Raw genomic sequence first — 16842 nt, 5'->3', positions numbered from 1 at the left:
CCCTTGGACCCACCGCACCCGGCGGGTCCGACTAGCTGGTCGCCTTCACATGGTCGGCCACGTCGGCGCGGAACTGCTCGTTGAACCGCAGCTTGGCCTTCTGCATCCGGCTGTAGAAGCCACTTGCCGCCCTGTTGCTGAGTGGGCGGGCGGACTCGTGGTCGACCGTGGCCAGCAGACCCTTGTACGGGGCCTGGATCGGCCACATGGAGGCGGGGGAGGCGTAGACCTTGCCATCGCCGCCCCAGGCGGCGGTGGGCCAGCGCTTGCCGGTCACGAGGGATCCGTCCTCGGGATCGTGCGTCCCCGGCTCCAGCAGGCGCTTGCCGAGCCACTCGCTGACGCCGACCGTGACTGCGTTGCCAACGAGCTTCCAGCGGGGGCCGTTGGAGCGGCCGGCGTCCGCCGCCTGGGTCCAGCCGCGCTCGAAACCCTGCAGGGCCTCGGCTTCTTCGATGGTGGGGAGGATGATCCGCCGACCACTCGGCGCCGAGGCGACCCAGATGGCGGGCGGACTGGGGATCCCTACAGTGCTGCCCCCCTTGAGCGTGGGCACCGCATCCTTCGCCCAGCCGAGCCCTCGGAGGCCCTCGGTCCAGTAGAAGCCGTATGCGTCGTCGGCGAAGTACTCGTCGTCCGGTTCGCCGGCGTTGTCGACCAGGAGCACGTCAGCGGGGTTCTCGGTCTTGCTGGCCACCAGGATCACGCGCTGGCGACGTTGGGCAACGCCGGTGCTGCGGCTGTCCACGAGCCGGTAGGCCCAGCGGTAGTCGAGCAGTTCGAGCTGGTCGACGAGGTAGCGCATGGCTGTGCCGCCGTCGAGGACGAGCATGTTGCGGACGTTCTCGAAGACCAGCCACTTCGGGTCGGCCTGCTTCAGCAAGGGAAAGACGTGAGCGACGAGTCCACTCGCTTTGCCGGTGATTCCGGCGGTCCGTCCAGCCTGCGACAGGTCGGTGCAGGGGAAGCCCGCCGTGACGAGGTCGACCTTCGGCAGAGACTTCAGCTCTGCGACGTCGCCTTCGAGCTTCGCGTCGGGGAACCGGGCCCGCAGCACCTCCTGGGCGGGCGACCAGTTGTCGACCAGGAGCTCGGCCTCGGCGGCACCGGCTCGCCGTAGTCCTTCCTCGACTCCACCGATGCCCGCGAACAGGCCGACTGCGGTCATCGGTGTGGTCACGCGGTCATCATCCGGTAGGCCCCTGACAGAACCGAGCGGGACACGACGAAGCAGGCGAGCCGGGCCGTGCCGTGGCCCACAGGTTCGCCTGACGTGACGCCTCGCCGCCACGTCCCGCCCGACGGCTGCTCGACGTGCGGAATGTCACTGACCGGCCCCAGCTTCGCCCCGCTGCGAGTGAGCGAGAAGGCGCACGACCTATCGGGGCTGTGACGGGGTCACTCGGCGGTGTGACGCCTTGCCGAGCTCAGGAGCTTGATACTCGGCGCCCAAACGATGGGCGGGAGGGCCGGGTGCCGTACCCAGGACGCAAGGTGCACCACGTGCTGCCCGAGTTCGCCGGCACGAACGTCGTCAGACCGACGACTCAGCAGCGAGCGCAGCTCGTCGCCTTTGTGGCCCGTGAGTACAAGGCTGGCCGCTCACTGCGAGAGCTCGCAGAGCTGACCGGGCGCACACAGACGGCTGTCCGTAGGGCACTGGACGAGTGCGGCATTCAGCGGCGCGGGCGGGGAGCGCCGACACTGTCGGCGGATTGACCCCTGCGGTCCCAGCGAGGTCTTCCGTCGGCATCGTCCCGCCACAACCGCGAAGAACCCGGTGGGCAGCGCCGTGGCCGCTACGGCTGGACGCGACCGGGCGCTCGGGCACGACCCGGTCAGGATTCGTCACTCGTCCGCGTGGGGCGCTGGTCGAACATGTGCTCGACGGGCTACTTCTCCTGCGTGGTCGTCGAGCACCTACGCGAAGGGCTGTTCGAGTACGGGCTGAACGAGTGCGATCAGCTGCGGGAGCCACCAGTGACGGTCACGGTGGCCCATCTCATCGACTATCCGGAGATCGACGGCCTGCCATGCGGCTGGGGGCCCACCCGAACGGGGCCGACGACGGTCGGCGGAGCCTCGTCGGGGCGTCCGCGAACTCGCCCCCGGCCCTCGAAGGCTGAGTTCCTGACCTGGGCTCGGGCCGAGACTTACGGCAGCCAGCCATGACCTGGGCCGGCGAGCCGTCCGCTTGCTGGAGCCGGATCAGGGCACCGCGGTCGGTTAGCTCTGGGACAGGTCAGCCCTGTAGACGTACGGCTCGGCTGCCTGCAGGGCTTCCTGGGATGTGTAGACGCTGATCTCTGGCGCGCTGATCGCCCGGGTCGCGACGGCCAGAACCCACCCCGGCTGGTTCTTGGCGGCATTCCACTCGTTGGCCGTCAGCAGCACCAGGGGCTTGTCCCCGCTGACGCCCTTGACCTCCGCCCGTGTGATTTCGGCGCCTCGCGTGCAGGTCAGGTCCCAGCCGCACTTGGCGAGGCTGACGTCGTCGACGTGCCAGCCCTCGTCCTCGTATACCTGGCGCACAGCATCCATCGCAGCCAGTTCGACAACCTTGTTCTGAACGGCGTTACCGAAGCCGGCGCCACGAGGTGAGACCGTGAGTTCCCGGTCGGGCTCACCCCGCTCCGGCCACTCGGGCAGTAGGGACTCCACCCGAGCCAGCTGCTCCTTGCTGATCCAGGACGGGTTGGAACCCTGCGACTGGACCTGGACCTCCAGGTCGGCGATGCCGGCGGCCTTGAGCTCGGCGTCGGTGATGGCCGCGTCGAGGAGTGGGATGTCGACGGCCACCACGTTCTCTGCGCCCGCGTTCGCCGCCTCGTCGAGCCAGTAGCTGGCGTCGTCCTCGGCGAGGTCGTCGGGCACGTGGTCGTGAGCCGGGCCGGTCACCCAGCCGAGGCCCCAGATGCCGCGGGCGATGCGCTTGCCGTCACCGGTCGCCCACAGGACCACGCGCTGGCCCGGGGCCATCATGCGGCTCCGGTAGTTGTTGACGACGGTCCATTGGCCGATCGACGCGTTGCCGTCGTGCATGAAGGCCGGTAGGTCCCAGACCTCGGGGTTGCAGCGCAGTAGCCATGCGCCCAGGGTGTCTTCGGTGACGAGCGGCGGTGCCATGCGGGCTTCGTAGCATCCCAGCGACCGTCGGTGGGTGTGCGACGCCGGGTGTGGGGGCTGACGTGGCACCCGCGACAAGGGCGCCTCCGGGCTACGTCGTCGAGTAGGTGCCGTTGATCATGAAGCCGCGTCCCGGCGCGCAGCTGTCCACGGCGCACCGAGTGACCGGCCACGCTCCTGCCTCGTCGGCGTGGTAGCCCCGGACGGGAACGACGTAGAGGCTGCTGCTTGCTGTGGTGGCACGAGCTACGTCGTTGAAGCTGTCAGCCGAGTGCGATGGGTGCGGCCAGCATCCTGGCCAGTGGCCTTGTCGCCGTTCCGCTCCTCGCCCGTCGGCGCGACGCCGTTCGCTGACGGCCGCAGCCGTCACGCCCGGCTCGTAGCCTGGTCACATGGCAGACGACCCGGCGTTCCAACTGCCAGCCGACGAGTACGTCTTCGAGGTGCCGGACAACGGTGAGTTCGCCCCGTTGAACGCCCGCATTGTGCCGTCAGTCCGGCCGATGATCGAGTTCTACGACCGTCGGCGCTCCGTCACGCCCTTCGGCCAGCGCATCTGCAGCTACTACGTCGAGACCTTCCTGGGGGGCCGCAGCTACGAGTCTTACGCCGGGCTGGACCTCCACATGGGCTCGCCGTCCTGGAAGCTTGCTCCCGAGGCCCGTCACGCTGTGACCCGGTGGGCCCGAGAGGTGCTGGAGCTCTACTGAAGGGGCGTGCCGGTACCGACGCCTACGGTGAGCGGTGCTGACGCCCTACGACACGCTTGTCTGCCAGAAGCACGGATGGATGGGCCGAGGCGCGCCCTGGACCCGGTGACCGATTCGGGCCGATCGCAGGCCGAGAGGGACGGTCCCTTCGGGTGACACGCCTCCTCGCCGTCCGCGGCCGAGGAGGGGCCGCGTTATAGCGTGCCCCGGCCGGGTCGGACGGGGGAGACGTGAGGGCGATACGCGCGTCGCAGTACATGAACGAGGCAGGGGCGCCCTCGCGTGGCAGATGACCGGATGAGCGGGCCTGGTGTCGGAAGGCCAGCCGCCCCGCTGCGCGGACAGCGAGGCGGTGCGGGGTTCGAGTGGGCCCGGTTCGCCCTCTATGGGCGGGACGAGCCGACCCGCACCTATCCCTCTGCGCTCCGTGCCGTGGTGGAAAAGCAACTGCTGGCGCTGGCTACCGGGCTGGACGACACGGCGACGTCGGTCATTCGGCGTCCCGTCGCCGACGCCGAGGTGTCGGCAACGCTGGGGGAGCTAGCGGCAGCCCTAACAGGTCAGGCGACGGTACTCCGCGACTCCGCGGCGGCACCGGCTAGCGACGTGGATGAGCGGCCGTTCCGCGTCGTCCTCATGGGGCGAACGATGGCCGGCAAGAGCACCCTGTTCGAGTTCCTTTCAGGCGGCGACGGGTCGCGTATCGGCGATGGGCGGCAGCGGTATTCCAGGGACTCCTGTGCCCGGAGCGTGCGGGCGTTGGGCATCGAGATCGTCGACACCCCCGGGGTCGGGGCGCTGGACGGGCAGGCCGATTTCGAGGCCGCCTTCGCTGAGGTGCCGCGGGCAGATCTCATCCTGTGGGTTGCGGCGAACGATGCGACCCAGGAGCAGACCGGGGAGGCCCTGGGCATCCTGGCGGCAGCGGGCAAACCCCTCGTGGTCGCGCTGAACTGCCGCGCGGACCTCGATGACGAGATCGGCTGGCTGGACATCACGGAGGAGCCGGAACGGGTCTTCGAGCAGAGCGAAGGCCACTTCAACGTCATCCAGCGGTACCTTGAACGAGCCGGCGGCCGCCCCGTGGGCACCTTTCCAGTGCATGCCCAGGCGGCGCTGCGCGCTTCGACGGGGCAACACGACGAGGCCACGTCGCGCCTGTTGCATGGAAATAGCCGCATCGATGGCCTGCTCGAGGCCTTGGCGGTGGAAAGGGCGCATTCGTCCGAAGCCCGTCGGCTGCTGGGAGTGTGCGATCAGCTCCGCGGAGGGCTGGTGGATGCGGCGGCACTCGTCCAACAGCAGACCGCGGCCGTGCGGACCGACGCGGAGGCCCGCGCGGGGCTCCGGCGGTCCTTCGTCCGTAAGGCCAACCGCCGCGTCGGCGACGCGGGGACGGAGCTGCTCGCCGCCACGACGGCCGTTTTGAGGAAGCGCGCCCAGTGGCACAACGAGGTGGACCTCGCGTCGGACGTCGCCGCGCAGTGGCAGGCCGAGGCTGAGCTGATCCAAGAAGAGCTCGTGCACGCCGTCACGCAGGTGGCCGAGCGGCTGAACGACGACATCCAGGACATCGGTGCCGACTGCGCGGACGACTGGAGGCACTTCACGTCGGAGGGCTTCCGCGATCTGACCGGCTTCGGGCAGGTCTGGTTCCACCGACTTGCCGCTGGCGGTATCGACCTTGCCGCCGCCGCCGCTACGACGCTGGTCGGACTGCAAGTCGGTGCGCTGATCGGATCCGCGGTGCCGGTGGTGGGCAACGTCGTCGGAGCAGCGGCAGGCGCGGTCGTGGGCGGGCTCGCCGGGCTGTTGGTGAACCCGGTGAAGGGCTTGGCCACCGGTTTCGTCGACCGCTTCTGGCGCAGTGAGGCCGCGGTCCTCGACCGCCGTCGCCGAGAAGTCGAGGCACAGATCCGCGATGTGCTGCGGCGGGCCCAGGACGCCGTCGTGGAGATGGTGTCCGGCGCGGTGACCCAGTGGCGGTCGCTGGTGACGCAGGAAGCCGATCGGCTGCAGGAGGGCGTAGCCGCTCTGCAGGACGTGTCCCGGTCCATCGACCGGCTGGCCGTCGCTGTCCGAGACTCCATCGGGGCGGTCGATACCGACACCGCTCGCGCGCTGCTCGGCCTGGCCGGCCGGACGAGAGCGGCAGCGGCTCTGCGGCGGGCCACGCGGTGGCCCGGCGTCGGCGTGGCGCTGGAGCTGCCCGAGCCCGCCTTCACCGAGTTGGCGCTGTTCCCGATCGCTGCGACCCCGGAGCCGCTGCTGCCCACGCCGCCGGCTCCGGGGGAGTGGCGGTCCGGTTCCGCCCTGCATGTCGTGCTCGGTCTGCACGCCGGCGACCTGTGGATCTCCCGGATGACCGCGCAGGACCTATCGGTGCGAGTCGATGTGGCCATTCCCGAGGGGATCCGGCAGGCGTGGTCGGCGCTGGCCTTCGCGCACACCGACTGTGCCCCGAGCATCGACGTGCCCCCCACCCCACGCGACCCTCGGGAGGACGCATGACCCGGATCCTGCTGCACGAGCTGGCCACGCAGGCACCTCCGTTGCTGGAACGGCTCAGGGCGGTGCTGTCGGGCCGACCCGGCCGGGAGTCCGACGAGTTGCTGTCCCGTGCGGTGTTCGAGGAGCGCTCGACTCCCCGCATGGTCGTGACGGGGCAGTTCAGCAGCGGCAAGTCCAGTCTGGTCAGGGCGCTGACCGACGGCGCCGCGGACGTGGTCATCGACAGCGACATCGCCACGGACGAGGTGACCGAGTACACCTGGGACGGTGCGGTCACGTTGATCGACACTCCGGGCGTCCGGGCGGGTGTGCGTGATCACGACCGTCTGGCCGAGGAGGCCATCTCCACGGCGGACTTCGTTCTGTTCGTCGTCACCGTCGACCTGCTGGACGACGCCTCACGCCGGTTTCTGCGGCACCTGGCGCTCGACCTGGGCAAGGTCGATCAGCTGCTGGTCGTCGTCACCCATGCCGCAACCATGAAGGCGCCGGAAGGACATCGGGAGCAGGTCATCCGCGAGGCGGTCGGCTTGATCCGCGACGCCTTTCCGGTGCAGGAAGTGGACTCCAGCTACTACCTGCGGAGTCTCGAGGATGAGCGTCGGCGGGACTTGCTGCGTCAGCGGTCGGGCATCGACGAGCTTCGTGACGCCATTAACCGGATGAGCGAGAACCGGGGCGATCTGGCGATTCTGCGGCAGCGGTTCCAGCTCGTCCGGCAACTCTGCGACGAAGGGCAGGAACTGTTCGCAGAGGACCCCGAGCGGCGGAATGGTCTGGCGCTGCTCGCGCTGCAGCGCAAGGCAATGACCGACCGGCGAGTGCTGATCGACGTGCAGTACCGCGACGCCGAGGCCAAGTTCCAGGAGAACAGCCGGACGGCCATCGCCGACTTCGTCGACGCCTGCGAACTCCCCGACACCTCCGAGGACGACCTCGCCCGCGCCTGGGCGCGACTCGAGGCGTCGCTGAACGGGCACGCGGACGCCTTCGCGGTGGAGGTAAATCACCTGGTAGCACAGCAGTTCGGCCGCCTCGGCGTGGAGATGTCCGAGATCGCTGGCAGCAACCGGGCGGCGGAACTCCTGCGATGGAGCGGGACGATCCGGCCGCGGCCGGCCTCCGCGCCGGATCCGCGGAGCCGCGGGGTGCCCCGGGCGGACGCCGGCGCTCGCAGCGAGCAGGGCGCCGGGTGGATGCACGACATGGGGGACTGGCTGTCGCAGGCAAAGACGTTCTGGGGGGCCGGCGACGGCCTGTCCGGCTCGTCGGGCTCGCTGGGGCACCAGGCCGTCAAGGACATCGGGCACCGGTTCGGCGCGCGGTTCAAGCCCTGGCAGGCTGTCCGAATCGCTGATCGCCTCGGCAAGGTGCTGAAGGTCGCCGGGATCGGGCTCCAGGTGGCCACGACCATCCACGATCTGTGGCAACGAGACCGGCAGGCCGTCGCCGAGGTCGAGCGCCAGCGGCGTGCTCGCGCACTGGTCATCACCGAGATCCTGGTGGTCGCCGATCAGATCGCCGCGGACTCATACACCCAGCTGCGGTCCATCGTCGATCCGCCGTTCGAGTCGGCGATGGCGGAGATCGACCGACTTCGCGATGAGATCCTCGCGGACTCGTCTGAGCGCGGCGCCGCCTCCCGAGAGCTGTCCGCCATTGCCGCCGAAGCCGCGTCGTACCTCCGGCGGAGCGAGTCGATGCTGAGGCCGGCCGACCAGTCGGATTGAGCGCACCTCTGTCGCGGCCGAGTGTGTGCCACGTCGTCAGGTACGCGCCACCAGGAGGGGATGAGGATGTCGAGGGATGCGCAGAGGGGATACCTGCGCGTTGACGGCGGCCCACCAGGCGGCGAGCCGCAATCTGTCGATCGGACGCCAGAAAGGACGAGGAACTGAGATGACCGAACCGGGCGATCGCGTTTCAGCGACCGAGCTACCAGAGGTGGCGGCATCGGGGGTGTCCGAGGCATTGCGGGAGCATCTGTTGGGCTGGCTCGGCGCGCCGATTGTCGGCGGGATCGTCGTGCGCCCGCTGCATGGTCGGCCCGCGCGCGAGTCGCCACATCCGACGCCGGACACCGCCTCCGATGAGGAGTAGCCGCCCTTGAGCCGGGACCCCGACGAGGGTGTAGCGAACGAGCGGCTCTTCTGTCCGAGTGCATCACCGAGCCCGAACAGCGTCATCTTCGCGGTCCGAGGCCCCGAGTCGGCCACGGGCGCTGCCATGCGCTACGTCGATCGACTTGTTCCCGTGAGCGATGACGTGCTCGCTGCGGCCGAGCCCGTGGACCCTCGTCAGGTCTATCGCTTCGGTGCGCCATGTGCTCAGGGCGGCTGCGTGCACTGGAGCGGAAGCAACTGCCGCTTGGGCAAGCAGATCGTGCAGTCGCTAGCTCCAGCGGTGGCTCAACCTCCGCCGTGTCACTTGCGCAGCCGTTGCCGGTGGTTCGCTGAGCAGGGCTCTGAGGCTTGCCTTCGCTGCCCGTTGATCGTCACGCTCCGCCGAAGTGCCAGCGCCGAATACGTCAACGCGGTGGCACCAGCGTTCCCAGGCGACGCCGCTCCTGAAGCTGTCCAGGGCGGCCACCGAAGCTAGCTGAGCAGGGTGGCCCTCAAGCGGCGTTAGTGATGGTTGCGCCGATGGATCGAGGTGACCGACACATCGCTGCCGACGGTGACGAGCGTAGGGGTCACCGCGTCGGCGTCGGTGGACGCCGACGGGGTGCAGGCGGGCGTTCGTGGCCGCGTTCGGCCCGGCCGTCCGAGCAGGTCCACGACGTTGTCGACCTGCCCGCGGACGCTGACCCTCTTGCGGCGGGGTTCCCTCCCCGAACCTCGGCCAGGCCGGCCAGGTCGCCGGCATTCCGGGTGCCCAGTCGAGCTTGGTCGGTGAGGTCTTCCGTCTCCTGCGTAGGCGTCCTCCCAAAGCGGCTGCTCATCGAGAATGTCGCCTTCATGCTCCAGCTGGGCCGGGGTGCAGCGATGGAGCACGTCACCGACGAGCTCAAGGAGCTCGGCATGCGCTGGGCGTACCGCGTCGTCGACTCTCGGCTGTCAGGGATACCGCGACGTCGCAGGCGTGTGATTCTGCCGGCCTCGGCGGAGGAAGATCCGCGGGCAGTCCTGTTCGTGGACGGCGCAGGTCCTCGGGGCCACCACTACCGGGACGACGCCTGCGGCTTCCACTGGACCGAGGGTCTCCGCATGTCCACGTTGGCGAGGGAGAGGATCAGTCGCCGACGACGGGACAGCCGGTCGAGGAATGCGGCTAACAGTGCTGCGCGTACCGGAGTTCCGCATGCTGGGGTGACCGGGCTGGCTCGCTCGTATGTCGTCGGGTTGCCGCCGTGGCATCGGCCCGACACGACGGACAGGGGAATGCAGCGGAGACAGGTGGACGCCGCGGTCGTCCCGGGGTGCAGGGCGTCGGTACGTCGAAGTCGTCGGCCATCGCGGTTCATCGCAGGAATCCGCCCGCGGAAAAGAGTCCCCGGCGGTCCAGAAAGGTGTTGTAGGCACGGCAGGAGGTCTCACCCAGGTGTAGGCATGCGCTGCACGCGCCGGCCCCGCGAGCGCAGCCGGGGTCGAGGGGGCATCGGGACTCGGCCGTGGTGACGGTGTCCAGCAGCAGGTTCAGATTGGTCTCGAACACCGACTGCAGGCCGCCGAGGACGAAGTCGCCACGTGGCGACGCGTAGAGGAAGAAGCCGAGGTGGCTGGGCACTAGGTACTCGTTGAGCGCGTCACGGTCGATGCCGGCGAAGACGGCGGTCTGACGGATCATGCGGTGGGCGTAGCTGTGGACGAGGGTGAGGACGTCCGCTCCGACGGTGGGGGTGGCGGGCGTGTCGCCGGGACCGGGGATGTCGCTGGCGGCAGCGATCGCGGCGCGCGCCCGTCGGGCATCGTCGTCCCCCGGTGACCAGCCCGGCAGGCTGTGACCGCGGTGGTGGAGCCAGCGGCCGACGCGGAGCGGGTCGAGTCGGACGAGGAGGGCCTCGGTCTCGGCGAGATCCCCGAGGAGCCGGTAACCCTCGCGCTTGGGGTGCCGGAAGGGCACCAGGCGGCAGGCGGCCGGGTCGCTGTCTCCGCGGGTGTAGCCGTACATGACGTTGAGGACGGGGAAGCTCTCCACGAGATCGACACCCGCGAGCCCGGCCCGTTCCATGGCGGCCGGATAGTCGTTCGCGTACCGGTCGGCCAGCATGCTGCCCGGGCTCGCGGTGAGGCCGGTGATCGGTACGCGGGCCTCGCCCAGTGCGAGAGCGATGTCGACCGCCTCCTGCTCGACGGCTTCCCGGCGGTCTGCCGGCGCGGTGTCCAGCGGGGTGGCGTCCACGGCCCGGGCGAGCTGGCCCATCCGGGCGGCTTGGTCGACGAGGACGTCGACCATGGCGGGGTCCATGTGGTTGGCCAGTAGCTGCGCGCGCAGCTCGGCGGCAGAGGGCAGCCCGGTGACGGTGGTGGGACTGTGGGCCTCCATGCCGTCGAGCACCCAGTCCAGAGCCTTGGCTGGTCCACCGGCGGCTGCGAGGGCCTGCAACCGCTCGGGGCGGGCCGGGTTGACCATGACGAACCCGCGGGGGGTGTAGGCCGTCCGGGCCTTGTGGACGTTCCAGTGCAGCCCGCCCTGCCGGCAGCCCTGACACTGTTGGAAGCCCAGTCCCTTCTGCAGCTGCAGGTGGCACCGGGGGCAGACGAACCGCAGGTCGGAGGTCCGGGTGCTGGTGGTTCCCACCAGTTCCACGTCGTCGTGGGTGGGGCAGCGTGGGATGCGGGGTTCGCCGACCGCCCCGCATTCGTGGAATCCCAGGAAGTGCAGCTGACCCCAGCGGGAGTTGCCGCACGCGCACGGACGGTTCTGATCCCGGCCGACGCGCTTGCAGCGTGGGCACAGCCAGATGCGGGGGAAGCGCTCGACGGCCACGCCGCGGCTGGTGTCGATCTCGACGACCTCGAGGCGCTGCTGACGGCGGAGGTCGGCGGCGAAGCCGCTGTCGTTGGCGTTCTGCTCCCACGGATGGATCTCCCGCAGGAGGCGACGTCGCACGCTGGCGTCGTCGATGGCCAGGGGGGCGGCGCCCGGCCAGTCGGTGACGCGGTAGATGCCGCCGCGCAGGTCGGCGGTCTGGTGGGGCAGGAAGGTCCGCAGTACCTGACTGGCACTGCGGGTCCCGAGGTCGCTCACGCTGCTTGTCCTCCAGTGCGCCCGGACCGTCCGGTGCGGCGGGCGGTGCGGGCAGGATGTCCGGTGGGTGTCGCCCGGCCGGTCCGGCTCGGGGGTTGCGGTGGGGTGGGGGGTCAGTCGCGGATGGGCACGCTGACCTCGACGTCGCGCAGGCTGGTCATCGGGGCCGAGGCGCCCAGCTCGTTCGGCCAGGTGCGCGTGCCCGCCGGGTCGTTGAGGTTGGCGAACCAGTTGTCCAGCCACCGGCCGATCTCCTGGCGCAGTGCCTCGTCGATCGGACCGTCGAAGCCGAGCAGCGAAGCGATGGCCGCCGCCTGGTCGGCCGCGCCGATGCCGGCGTCGTCGAAGTAGCGACGCAGGGCTGTGATGGTGGTCAGGCGTCCGCGGGAGGCCGGCTCCATGACCGCCAGGCGGCGGGCCTCGACGATGCCGGGCATCGTCAGGCGCAGCACCCGACGGCTCCGGCGGGTGACGGGGACGGCCTCCACGAACCGGTCCCCGTGGGTCACGTACTGGGTGAACTGGCGGAAGATGGCCGCGTCTCGCTCACGGCCGATCTTGTGCAGGACGTAGACCAGGCCCGGGAAGGTGCGTCCCACGCGGGCCGTGGTCTGGATGAACTCGGCCGTCGACAGTGGCAGTCCGAGCATCACCATCACGTTGAGGCGGGCGACGTCGACGCCGTGGCTGAGCATGCTGCTGGCCGCGACGACGTGGATGCGGTCGTCGAAGTCGGCCTCGGGGTTCTCGAGGCGCTCCAGGATGCCGCGGACGTCGTCGAAGTCAGTGCCGCCGGTCAGCTGGACGGCCTGCAGCCCTTGGATGCTCGTGTTGCTGGTCAGGCTGCGGGTGGCGGCCTCGACGTCGTACAGCGTGCTGCCGTACACCACGTCGGTGCCGTAGTAGGACAGCAGGCGATCGGCGTGTACCGGGTCCACGCCGGCTTCGGCGCAGACTGCGCCGGTGTCCTGCGCGAGACGTCGCACGGCGGTCTGCAGGACGTCCAGCGTCCGGTCGCTGACGTGGTCGAGGGTGACGCCTCGGGGGGCGACGGCCACGAAGCGACGCAGGGGCATCGCACCGGGGCGGGTCCAGAACGATCCTCCGGCGACGGGGCCCTGGGTGGGGAAGACCCGTCCGCTGCGTCGGTAGAGGACGTCGACCTGATGGTCGTGGCCGGTCAGGGTGGCGCTGCTGGCGACGATCTTGGCGGGGCGGTTGCCGAGTGCGTCCTGCAGGTGGTCCAGCAGGCTCTCGTAGTGGCTGTCGACGGCGCCGAGGCTGTCCCGAAGGAGGTGGAGCTCGTCCTGCAGCCGCAGGGTCGGTGCATACCGGTCGGCCGGCATGGGCAGCGGGCGCACGCCGGCGGTGCAGTCGGGAACGAGACAGCCGGTGGGCGTGGCCGACCGGGCGGTGTAGGTGTAGCCGTGGGTGGCCTCGTTGCACAGGGCGACGGGCGGCCCGACCAGGCCGCGCATGGCGGCCTGCATGCCCACGCTGGCGGCCTTGTCCAGGGTGCCGAGGACGACCGTCGGCAGGTAGCGGTAGAGCTCGGAGTCCACCACGTAGACCGGGAGGGCGGGGTCGGGCCAGGGGCAGTCGGGGTTGGCGCACTGGTGGGTGAGGCGCCACAGGCGGCGGTCGAAGTGCATGCCGACCTGCGTGCCTCGGCAGAAGGGACAGCGCATGAGGACCTGGAACCGGTCGGGCATGCCGGGGCTGTCGGGGTCGAGGTCGGCCGTCTCGGGTCGGGCCGTCTTGACGATCCTGTTCGGTGTGCTGCTGGAGCCGACCAGGAAGCCCAGGCTGATGGGGGCGCCCTTGATGCGTTCACGGCGGCGGACCAGCTCCGCACCGGCGAGCGCGTCGGCGAAGCGCTGTGTCTGCTGCAGGGACAGCAGCCGCAGCGGGAAGCGCGACCAGGCGGTGACGCCGCTGGTCTTGCCGGTCATGCGGTCGTGCAGCGCCGCGGTGACCAGGAGGCCGAGGTAGGTCTCGGTCTTGCCGCCTCCGGTGGCGAACCAGACCGTGTCGACGACGTCGGCCTCGCCGTCGTCGACGAGGAAGCTGAGGGCGCCGAGCAGGAACCCGACCTGGAAGGGGCGCCAGCTGTCGTACTTGCCGGCCGCGCTGTGGGCGATGGCGTCGTTCATCAGCTGGAAGGCCCGGCGGACCGTGGCGTCGCTGCGGAGCAGGTGTAGGCCGCGTCGAAGTCGTTCGAGCTCCAGGGCGGCGGTGCGGCGGGCGTCTTCTGCTTCGGCGCGCATCGGTGCGTCCCACTCGGGGTGGTCGTCCAGTAGCGGGGCCCACTGGTCCGTGAAGTAGCCGGCCAGGGCGTCGACGAGGGCCTGGAGCGAGGGCAGCGGGTCTTGCGACAGGGTGGTGAAGGTGAGGTCGGGTGCGGGTTGCCGGCTCGTCCAGTACTCCGGTCGGCGGGTGGTGACCTCCACCGTGTCCGTGGTCCCGAAGCCGCCTGCGGGCAGCAGCGCGACGCCGACGTTGATCCCGTAGGCGGGCACCGCCCGGTCGTACCGGAAGCTGTCCGGCAGGGCCTCCAGTTCGAACGGCACGGTCGTCAGGCCGGTGACTTGCATGGCGGTCTCGTACAGGTGGGTGTCCAGCAGCTGCGGATGCTGCGCGGGGCTGCTGTTGACCAGCTGCACCACCAACTCGGGTGTTCCGTTCCAGCTCTCGATGTCCACCCGTACCTCGGCGCACAGGCCGGTGGCACCCGCGGCCGCGAAGGCGTCCCGTAGGGCGTCGGCGCCGTACGGGAACGGCGCGCCGCCGGGGTCGACGTCGACGGCCACCGATACATCGATGCCGGGGGATCGCACCCAGGGGCGATCCGGGTCGGACGTGATCTTCGGGTCCTCGTACATCCATGCGCGCGCCTGGACCCTGACGTCGAAGTGCCACGGCCCCTCACCGGTCGGGCGGACCCGGAGGCCGATGGCGCATGGCTCGAGGCGTTCGGCCCGTTGGCCCAGGGCGCTGTTCATCACCTCTTCCTCGGTGGCGAGCCGCCCCATCCAGAACGTGGAGGCCGGGGCCACGGCGAGCCGGTGCGTGCCGTCTCCGCGGCCGGCGATGGTGACCTGCTGGTCGAGCCAGGCAGTGAAGTTGGTGGCTGCCTCGGTGAACGTCTGCGGCTCAAGCACGGGGATTCTTGACTGCCTTCCTGGGCTGCTTCCGGGATGCACGTGGCTTGGGTGCGGCCGTCTCGCGTGGCTCCAGCGGGGATGCCAGGACGCCGTCTAGGGCGTGGTCGACGAGGTACTCGTAGAGGGCGTCGACGCGGGGATCGGCCTGGAGCAGTTCCATCGCCTTGACCTGGATCTGGCGGACGCGCTCTCGGGTGACCCCGAGGTGGTCCCCGATGTCGTCCAGCGTCGATGCGTCCCGCCCGTCGAGTCCGTACCGCCGCTGAAGGACCTCGACCTGACGTGGACTCAGCACCGCGGCGAGCAGGGCCGCCAGATCGCTGTCCAGCTGCCGGGCCAGGACGACGGTGGCGGGGTCGGCGCAGGAGGCGTCCTGGGAGTCGCCGGCGAGGAGATCCAGCAGCGGAGTGTCCTCCTCGTCGCCGACCAGGGTGTCGTAGCTGAGCACGGGCTCGGACCAGGTGAGGATGGCGGCGACGCGTCCGGCCTCCAGGCCCAGGTCGGCGGCCAGCTCGCCGAGCGTCACCGGTCGGTCCAGCTGGCTCTCGAGGCGGGCCTTGGCCGCTCGGACCATCTTGGCCCGGTCGTACATGTGCACCGGCAGGCGAATGGCCCGTCCACGGTCACCGGCGCCCCGGTCGATGCTCTGGCGGATCCACCACGTCGCGTAGGTGGAGAACTTGTAACCCAGCTCGGGGTCGTACTTGTCTGCCGCCCGCATCAGGCCCGTGTTGCCGTCCTGGATGCGGTCGGGCAACTCGACCCCGCTTCGGGAGTAGCGGGGCAACTTGGCGATGCTGACGACGAGCCGGAGGTTGGCGCAGACAAGCTCGCTGTGAGCCCGCCGACCGGCCTCGATGATGGGCGCATACCGCCGTCTCGACCCCCCCGGCGTCGACGACGTGACGTCGTCGGCAGCCAGGGCCCGCAGCGCCTCCTGCCCGGCGCGGATGGCGCGGCCCAGGCGTACCTCTTGCTCCGCCGTCAGCAGTGGGATCCGAGACGCCGCAGCGAGATAGGCACCCAACTGGTCGCGCTCGACCGAGCCGACCTGGCGACGGATGCGGCCCCCGTCCAGGTCACCGGCGCCGTCGTACCTCGGCTCGCGGCGCTGCTCGCTCAGCTCGACGCCGAGTGCGGCGAGTCGCAGCAGCACGTCCTCGACTCCGTCGCTGGACAAGCCCCGCCGCTGGGCCAGCGTCGTCACGTCGAGCAGGGTCAGCGTGCCGGACCGCTCGTAGTCGTCATGCAGATCGGCGGTAACGCGCGCGACCGCAGGGTCACTGCCGAGGTTGAACGCCGGACGCGCTGGTGAACCCGAGGAGAAGGGATCTTCGTCGTTCCAGTCGTCACCGTCGGTCGCTGATGGGGCCAGCGTGCCCTCACCGACCTCGAGGACTGCAGGGGCGGCGAGGACATGGTGGGTAAGACCGATCGGGGGCTCGCCGCCGGCGGCGGTTACGCGGGGGGCCGGGGCGGACGGTGACGAGAGAGGCTGGTTCCCGGCTGTCGCAGCCGGCCTGGGGAGGGGGGCTTCTCCTTGCGTCTGCGCTGGCCTGGAGCGTGGCACCGGGGGCGCGGCGAGCGCGTGGGACAGAGCGCGCAGGCCGCCAAGCGCCTCAGGGTCCACCCCGTGGCGTCGCAGCAGGGCGTGCACCTCACTGGACGATGGAAGTCGCTGGAGCACTCGCGCGAGGTCCAGCAGATCCCGCCGAACAGCCTTCAGGGCGCCCGAGTGATCGACGGCTGCGCCGACGGCGCCTGAGCGACCCCGCCCCGGTTGTCCCTTCAACGGGCCGCACCCGCGGTCACCGCTTGCACGCGGGCAGGTCGACCGCTTCGAGGCGAGTGACGGAAGATCGCGCGGGCGCAGTGGGCGCGGGCCTCGGCGAACCACCGACCACCGGGGCTCGTCTCCACAGGACCCCCAACCTTGACAAGTTCTGATACGGGCGCGTCACTGAACGCAGACGCATGGTGACACGGCGGTGCGACAGTTCGAGGCTCCGTCGGTTGATGTCGAGACAGCCGCCGATACTGGCGGTGTGTGCGGAACAGCCCCCACACCGGCCCGCCGAGGGTGACTGTCAGGAGGTCTCGTCGCCGATGTGCGGCCCGAGGGGGGCGTCGTCCGTGGACGC

Annotated in this window: 10 protein-coding genes and 1 pseudogene; 6 read left to right on the top strand and 5 right to left on the bottom strand. The window is 70.3% G+C overall.

Features of this window, described 5'->3' with window-relative positions; translation table 11 throughout:
• Positions 1-31: 31 nt before the first annotated feature.
• A complete protein-coding gene (locus ACI784_RS09195; RefSeq protein ID WP_457013237.1) occupies positions 32-1180 on the bottom strand; it encodes a DNA cytosine methyltransferase in 1149 nt (382 codons plus the stop codon).
• A gap of 134 nt (positions 1181-1314) precedes the next feature.
• Between ACI784_RS09195 and ACI784_RS09190 the strand changes: the two genes are divergently transcribed.
• Positions 1315-1719: a helix-turn-helix domain-containing protein gene (locus ACI784_RS09190; RefSeq protein ID WP_457013236.1), complete on the top strand. Its 405-nt coding sequence runs from the start codon at positions 1315-1317 to the stop codon at positions 1717-1719.
• A 507-nt stretch (positions 1720-2226) separates the two neighbouring features.
• On the opposite strand, the gene ACI784_RS09185 is transcribed toward ACI784_RS09190, so the two are convergent.
• Positions 2227-3126, bottom strand: coding sequence for a protein NO VEIN domain-containing protein (locus tag ACI784_RS09185; RefSeq protein WP_457013235.1), 900 nt, complete (start codon positions 3124-3126; stop codon positions 2227-2229).
• A 392-nt stretch (positions 3127-3518) separates the two neighbouring features.
• On the opposite strand from ACI784_RS09185, the gene ACI784_RS09180 reads away from it, so the two are divergent.
• The 5 genes and pseudogenes from ACI784_RS09180 to ACI784_RS09160 form a co-directional block, all read left to right on the top strand.
• Positions 3519-3836, top strand: coding sequence for a hypothetical protein (locus ACI784_RS09180; RefSeq protein ID WP_457013234.1), 318 nt, complete (start codon positions 3519-3521; stop codon positions 3834-3836).
• Positions 3837-4271: 435 nt separating this feature from the next.
• Complete coding sequence (locus ACI784_RS09175; RefSeq protein ID WP_457013233.1) at positions 4272-6347, top strand: GTPase; 2076 nt, start codon at positions 4272-4274, stop codon at positions 6345-6347.
• On the top strand, positions 6344-8077 hold the full coding sequence (locus tag ACI784_RS09170) for a GTPase (protein ID WP_457013232.1): 1734 nt from the start codon (positions 6344-6346) through the stop codon (positions 8075-8077). Before ACI784_RS09175 ends, ACI784_RS09170 begins: the two co-directional genes overlap by 4 nt.
• A gap of 169 nt (positions 8078-8246) precedes the next feature.
• Positions 8247-8447, top strand: coding sequence for a hypothetical protein (locus ACI784_RS09165; RefSeq protein WP_457013231.1), 201 nt, complete (start codon positions 8247-8249; stop codon positions 8445-8447).
• Between the two features lie 530 nt (positions 8448-8977).
• Positions 8978-9436, top strand: a pseudogene (locus ACI784_RS09160) (DNA cytosine methyltransferase); the annotation flags it as partial.
• A gap of 370 nt (positions 9437-9806) precedes the next feature.
• On the opposite strand, the gene ACI784_RS09155 reads toward ACI784_RS09160, so the two are convergent.
• The 3 genes from ACI784_RS09155 to ACI784_RS09145 form a co-directional block, all read right to left on the bottom strand.
• Positions 9807-11537 carry a hypothetical protein gene (locus ACI784_RS09155; protein ID WP_457013230.1) on the bottom strand — a complete coding sequence of 577 codons (1731 nt, stop codon included), beginning with the start codon at positions 11535-11537 and terminating at the stop codon, positions 9807-9809.
• Between the two features lie 113 nt (positions 11538-11650).
• The gene (locus ACI784_RS09150; RefSeq protein ID WP_457013229.1) at positions 11651-14698 is read right to left on the bottom strand and encodes a helicase-related protein; all 3048 of its coding nucleotides are present in this window, start codon (positions 14696-14698) and stop codon (positions 11651-11653) included.
• Positions 14691-16358: a sigma-70 family RNA polymerase sigma factor gene (locus ACI784_RS09145; RefSeq protein ID WP_457013228.1), complete on the bottom strand. Its 1668-nt coding sequence runs from the start codon at positions 16356-16358 to the stop codon at positions 14691-14693. Before ACI784_RS09145 ends, ACI784_RS09150 begins: the two co-directional genes overlap by 8 nt.
• Positions 16359-16842: the final 484 nt, after the last annotated feature.

It is taken from the genome of Geodermatophilus sp. SYSU D01186 (assembly GCF_054050215.1).
Note: the sequence above shows the minus strand (reverse complement) of the source record. Positions and strands in the feature narration are given on the sequence as shown.

Excerpts from the sequence above, each read along its gene's own strand:
- ACI784_RS09185 (WP_457013235.1), bottom strand. The coding sequence starts at position 3,126 with ATGGCACCGCCGCTCGTCACCGAAGACACCCTGGGCGCATGGCTACTG.
- ACI784_RS09180 (WP_457013234.1), top strand. The coding sequence starts at position 3,519 with ATGGCAGACGACCCGGCGTTCCAACTGCCAGCCGACGAGTACGTCTTC.
- ACI784_RS09170 (WP_457013232.1), top strand. The coding sequence starts at position 6,344 with ATGACCCGGATCCTGCTGCACGAGCTGGCCACGCAGGCACCTCCGTTG.
- ACI784_RS09165 (WP_457013231.1), top strand. The coding sequence starts at position 8,247 with ATGACCGAACCGGGCGATCGCGTTTCAGCGACCGAGCTACCAGAGGTG.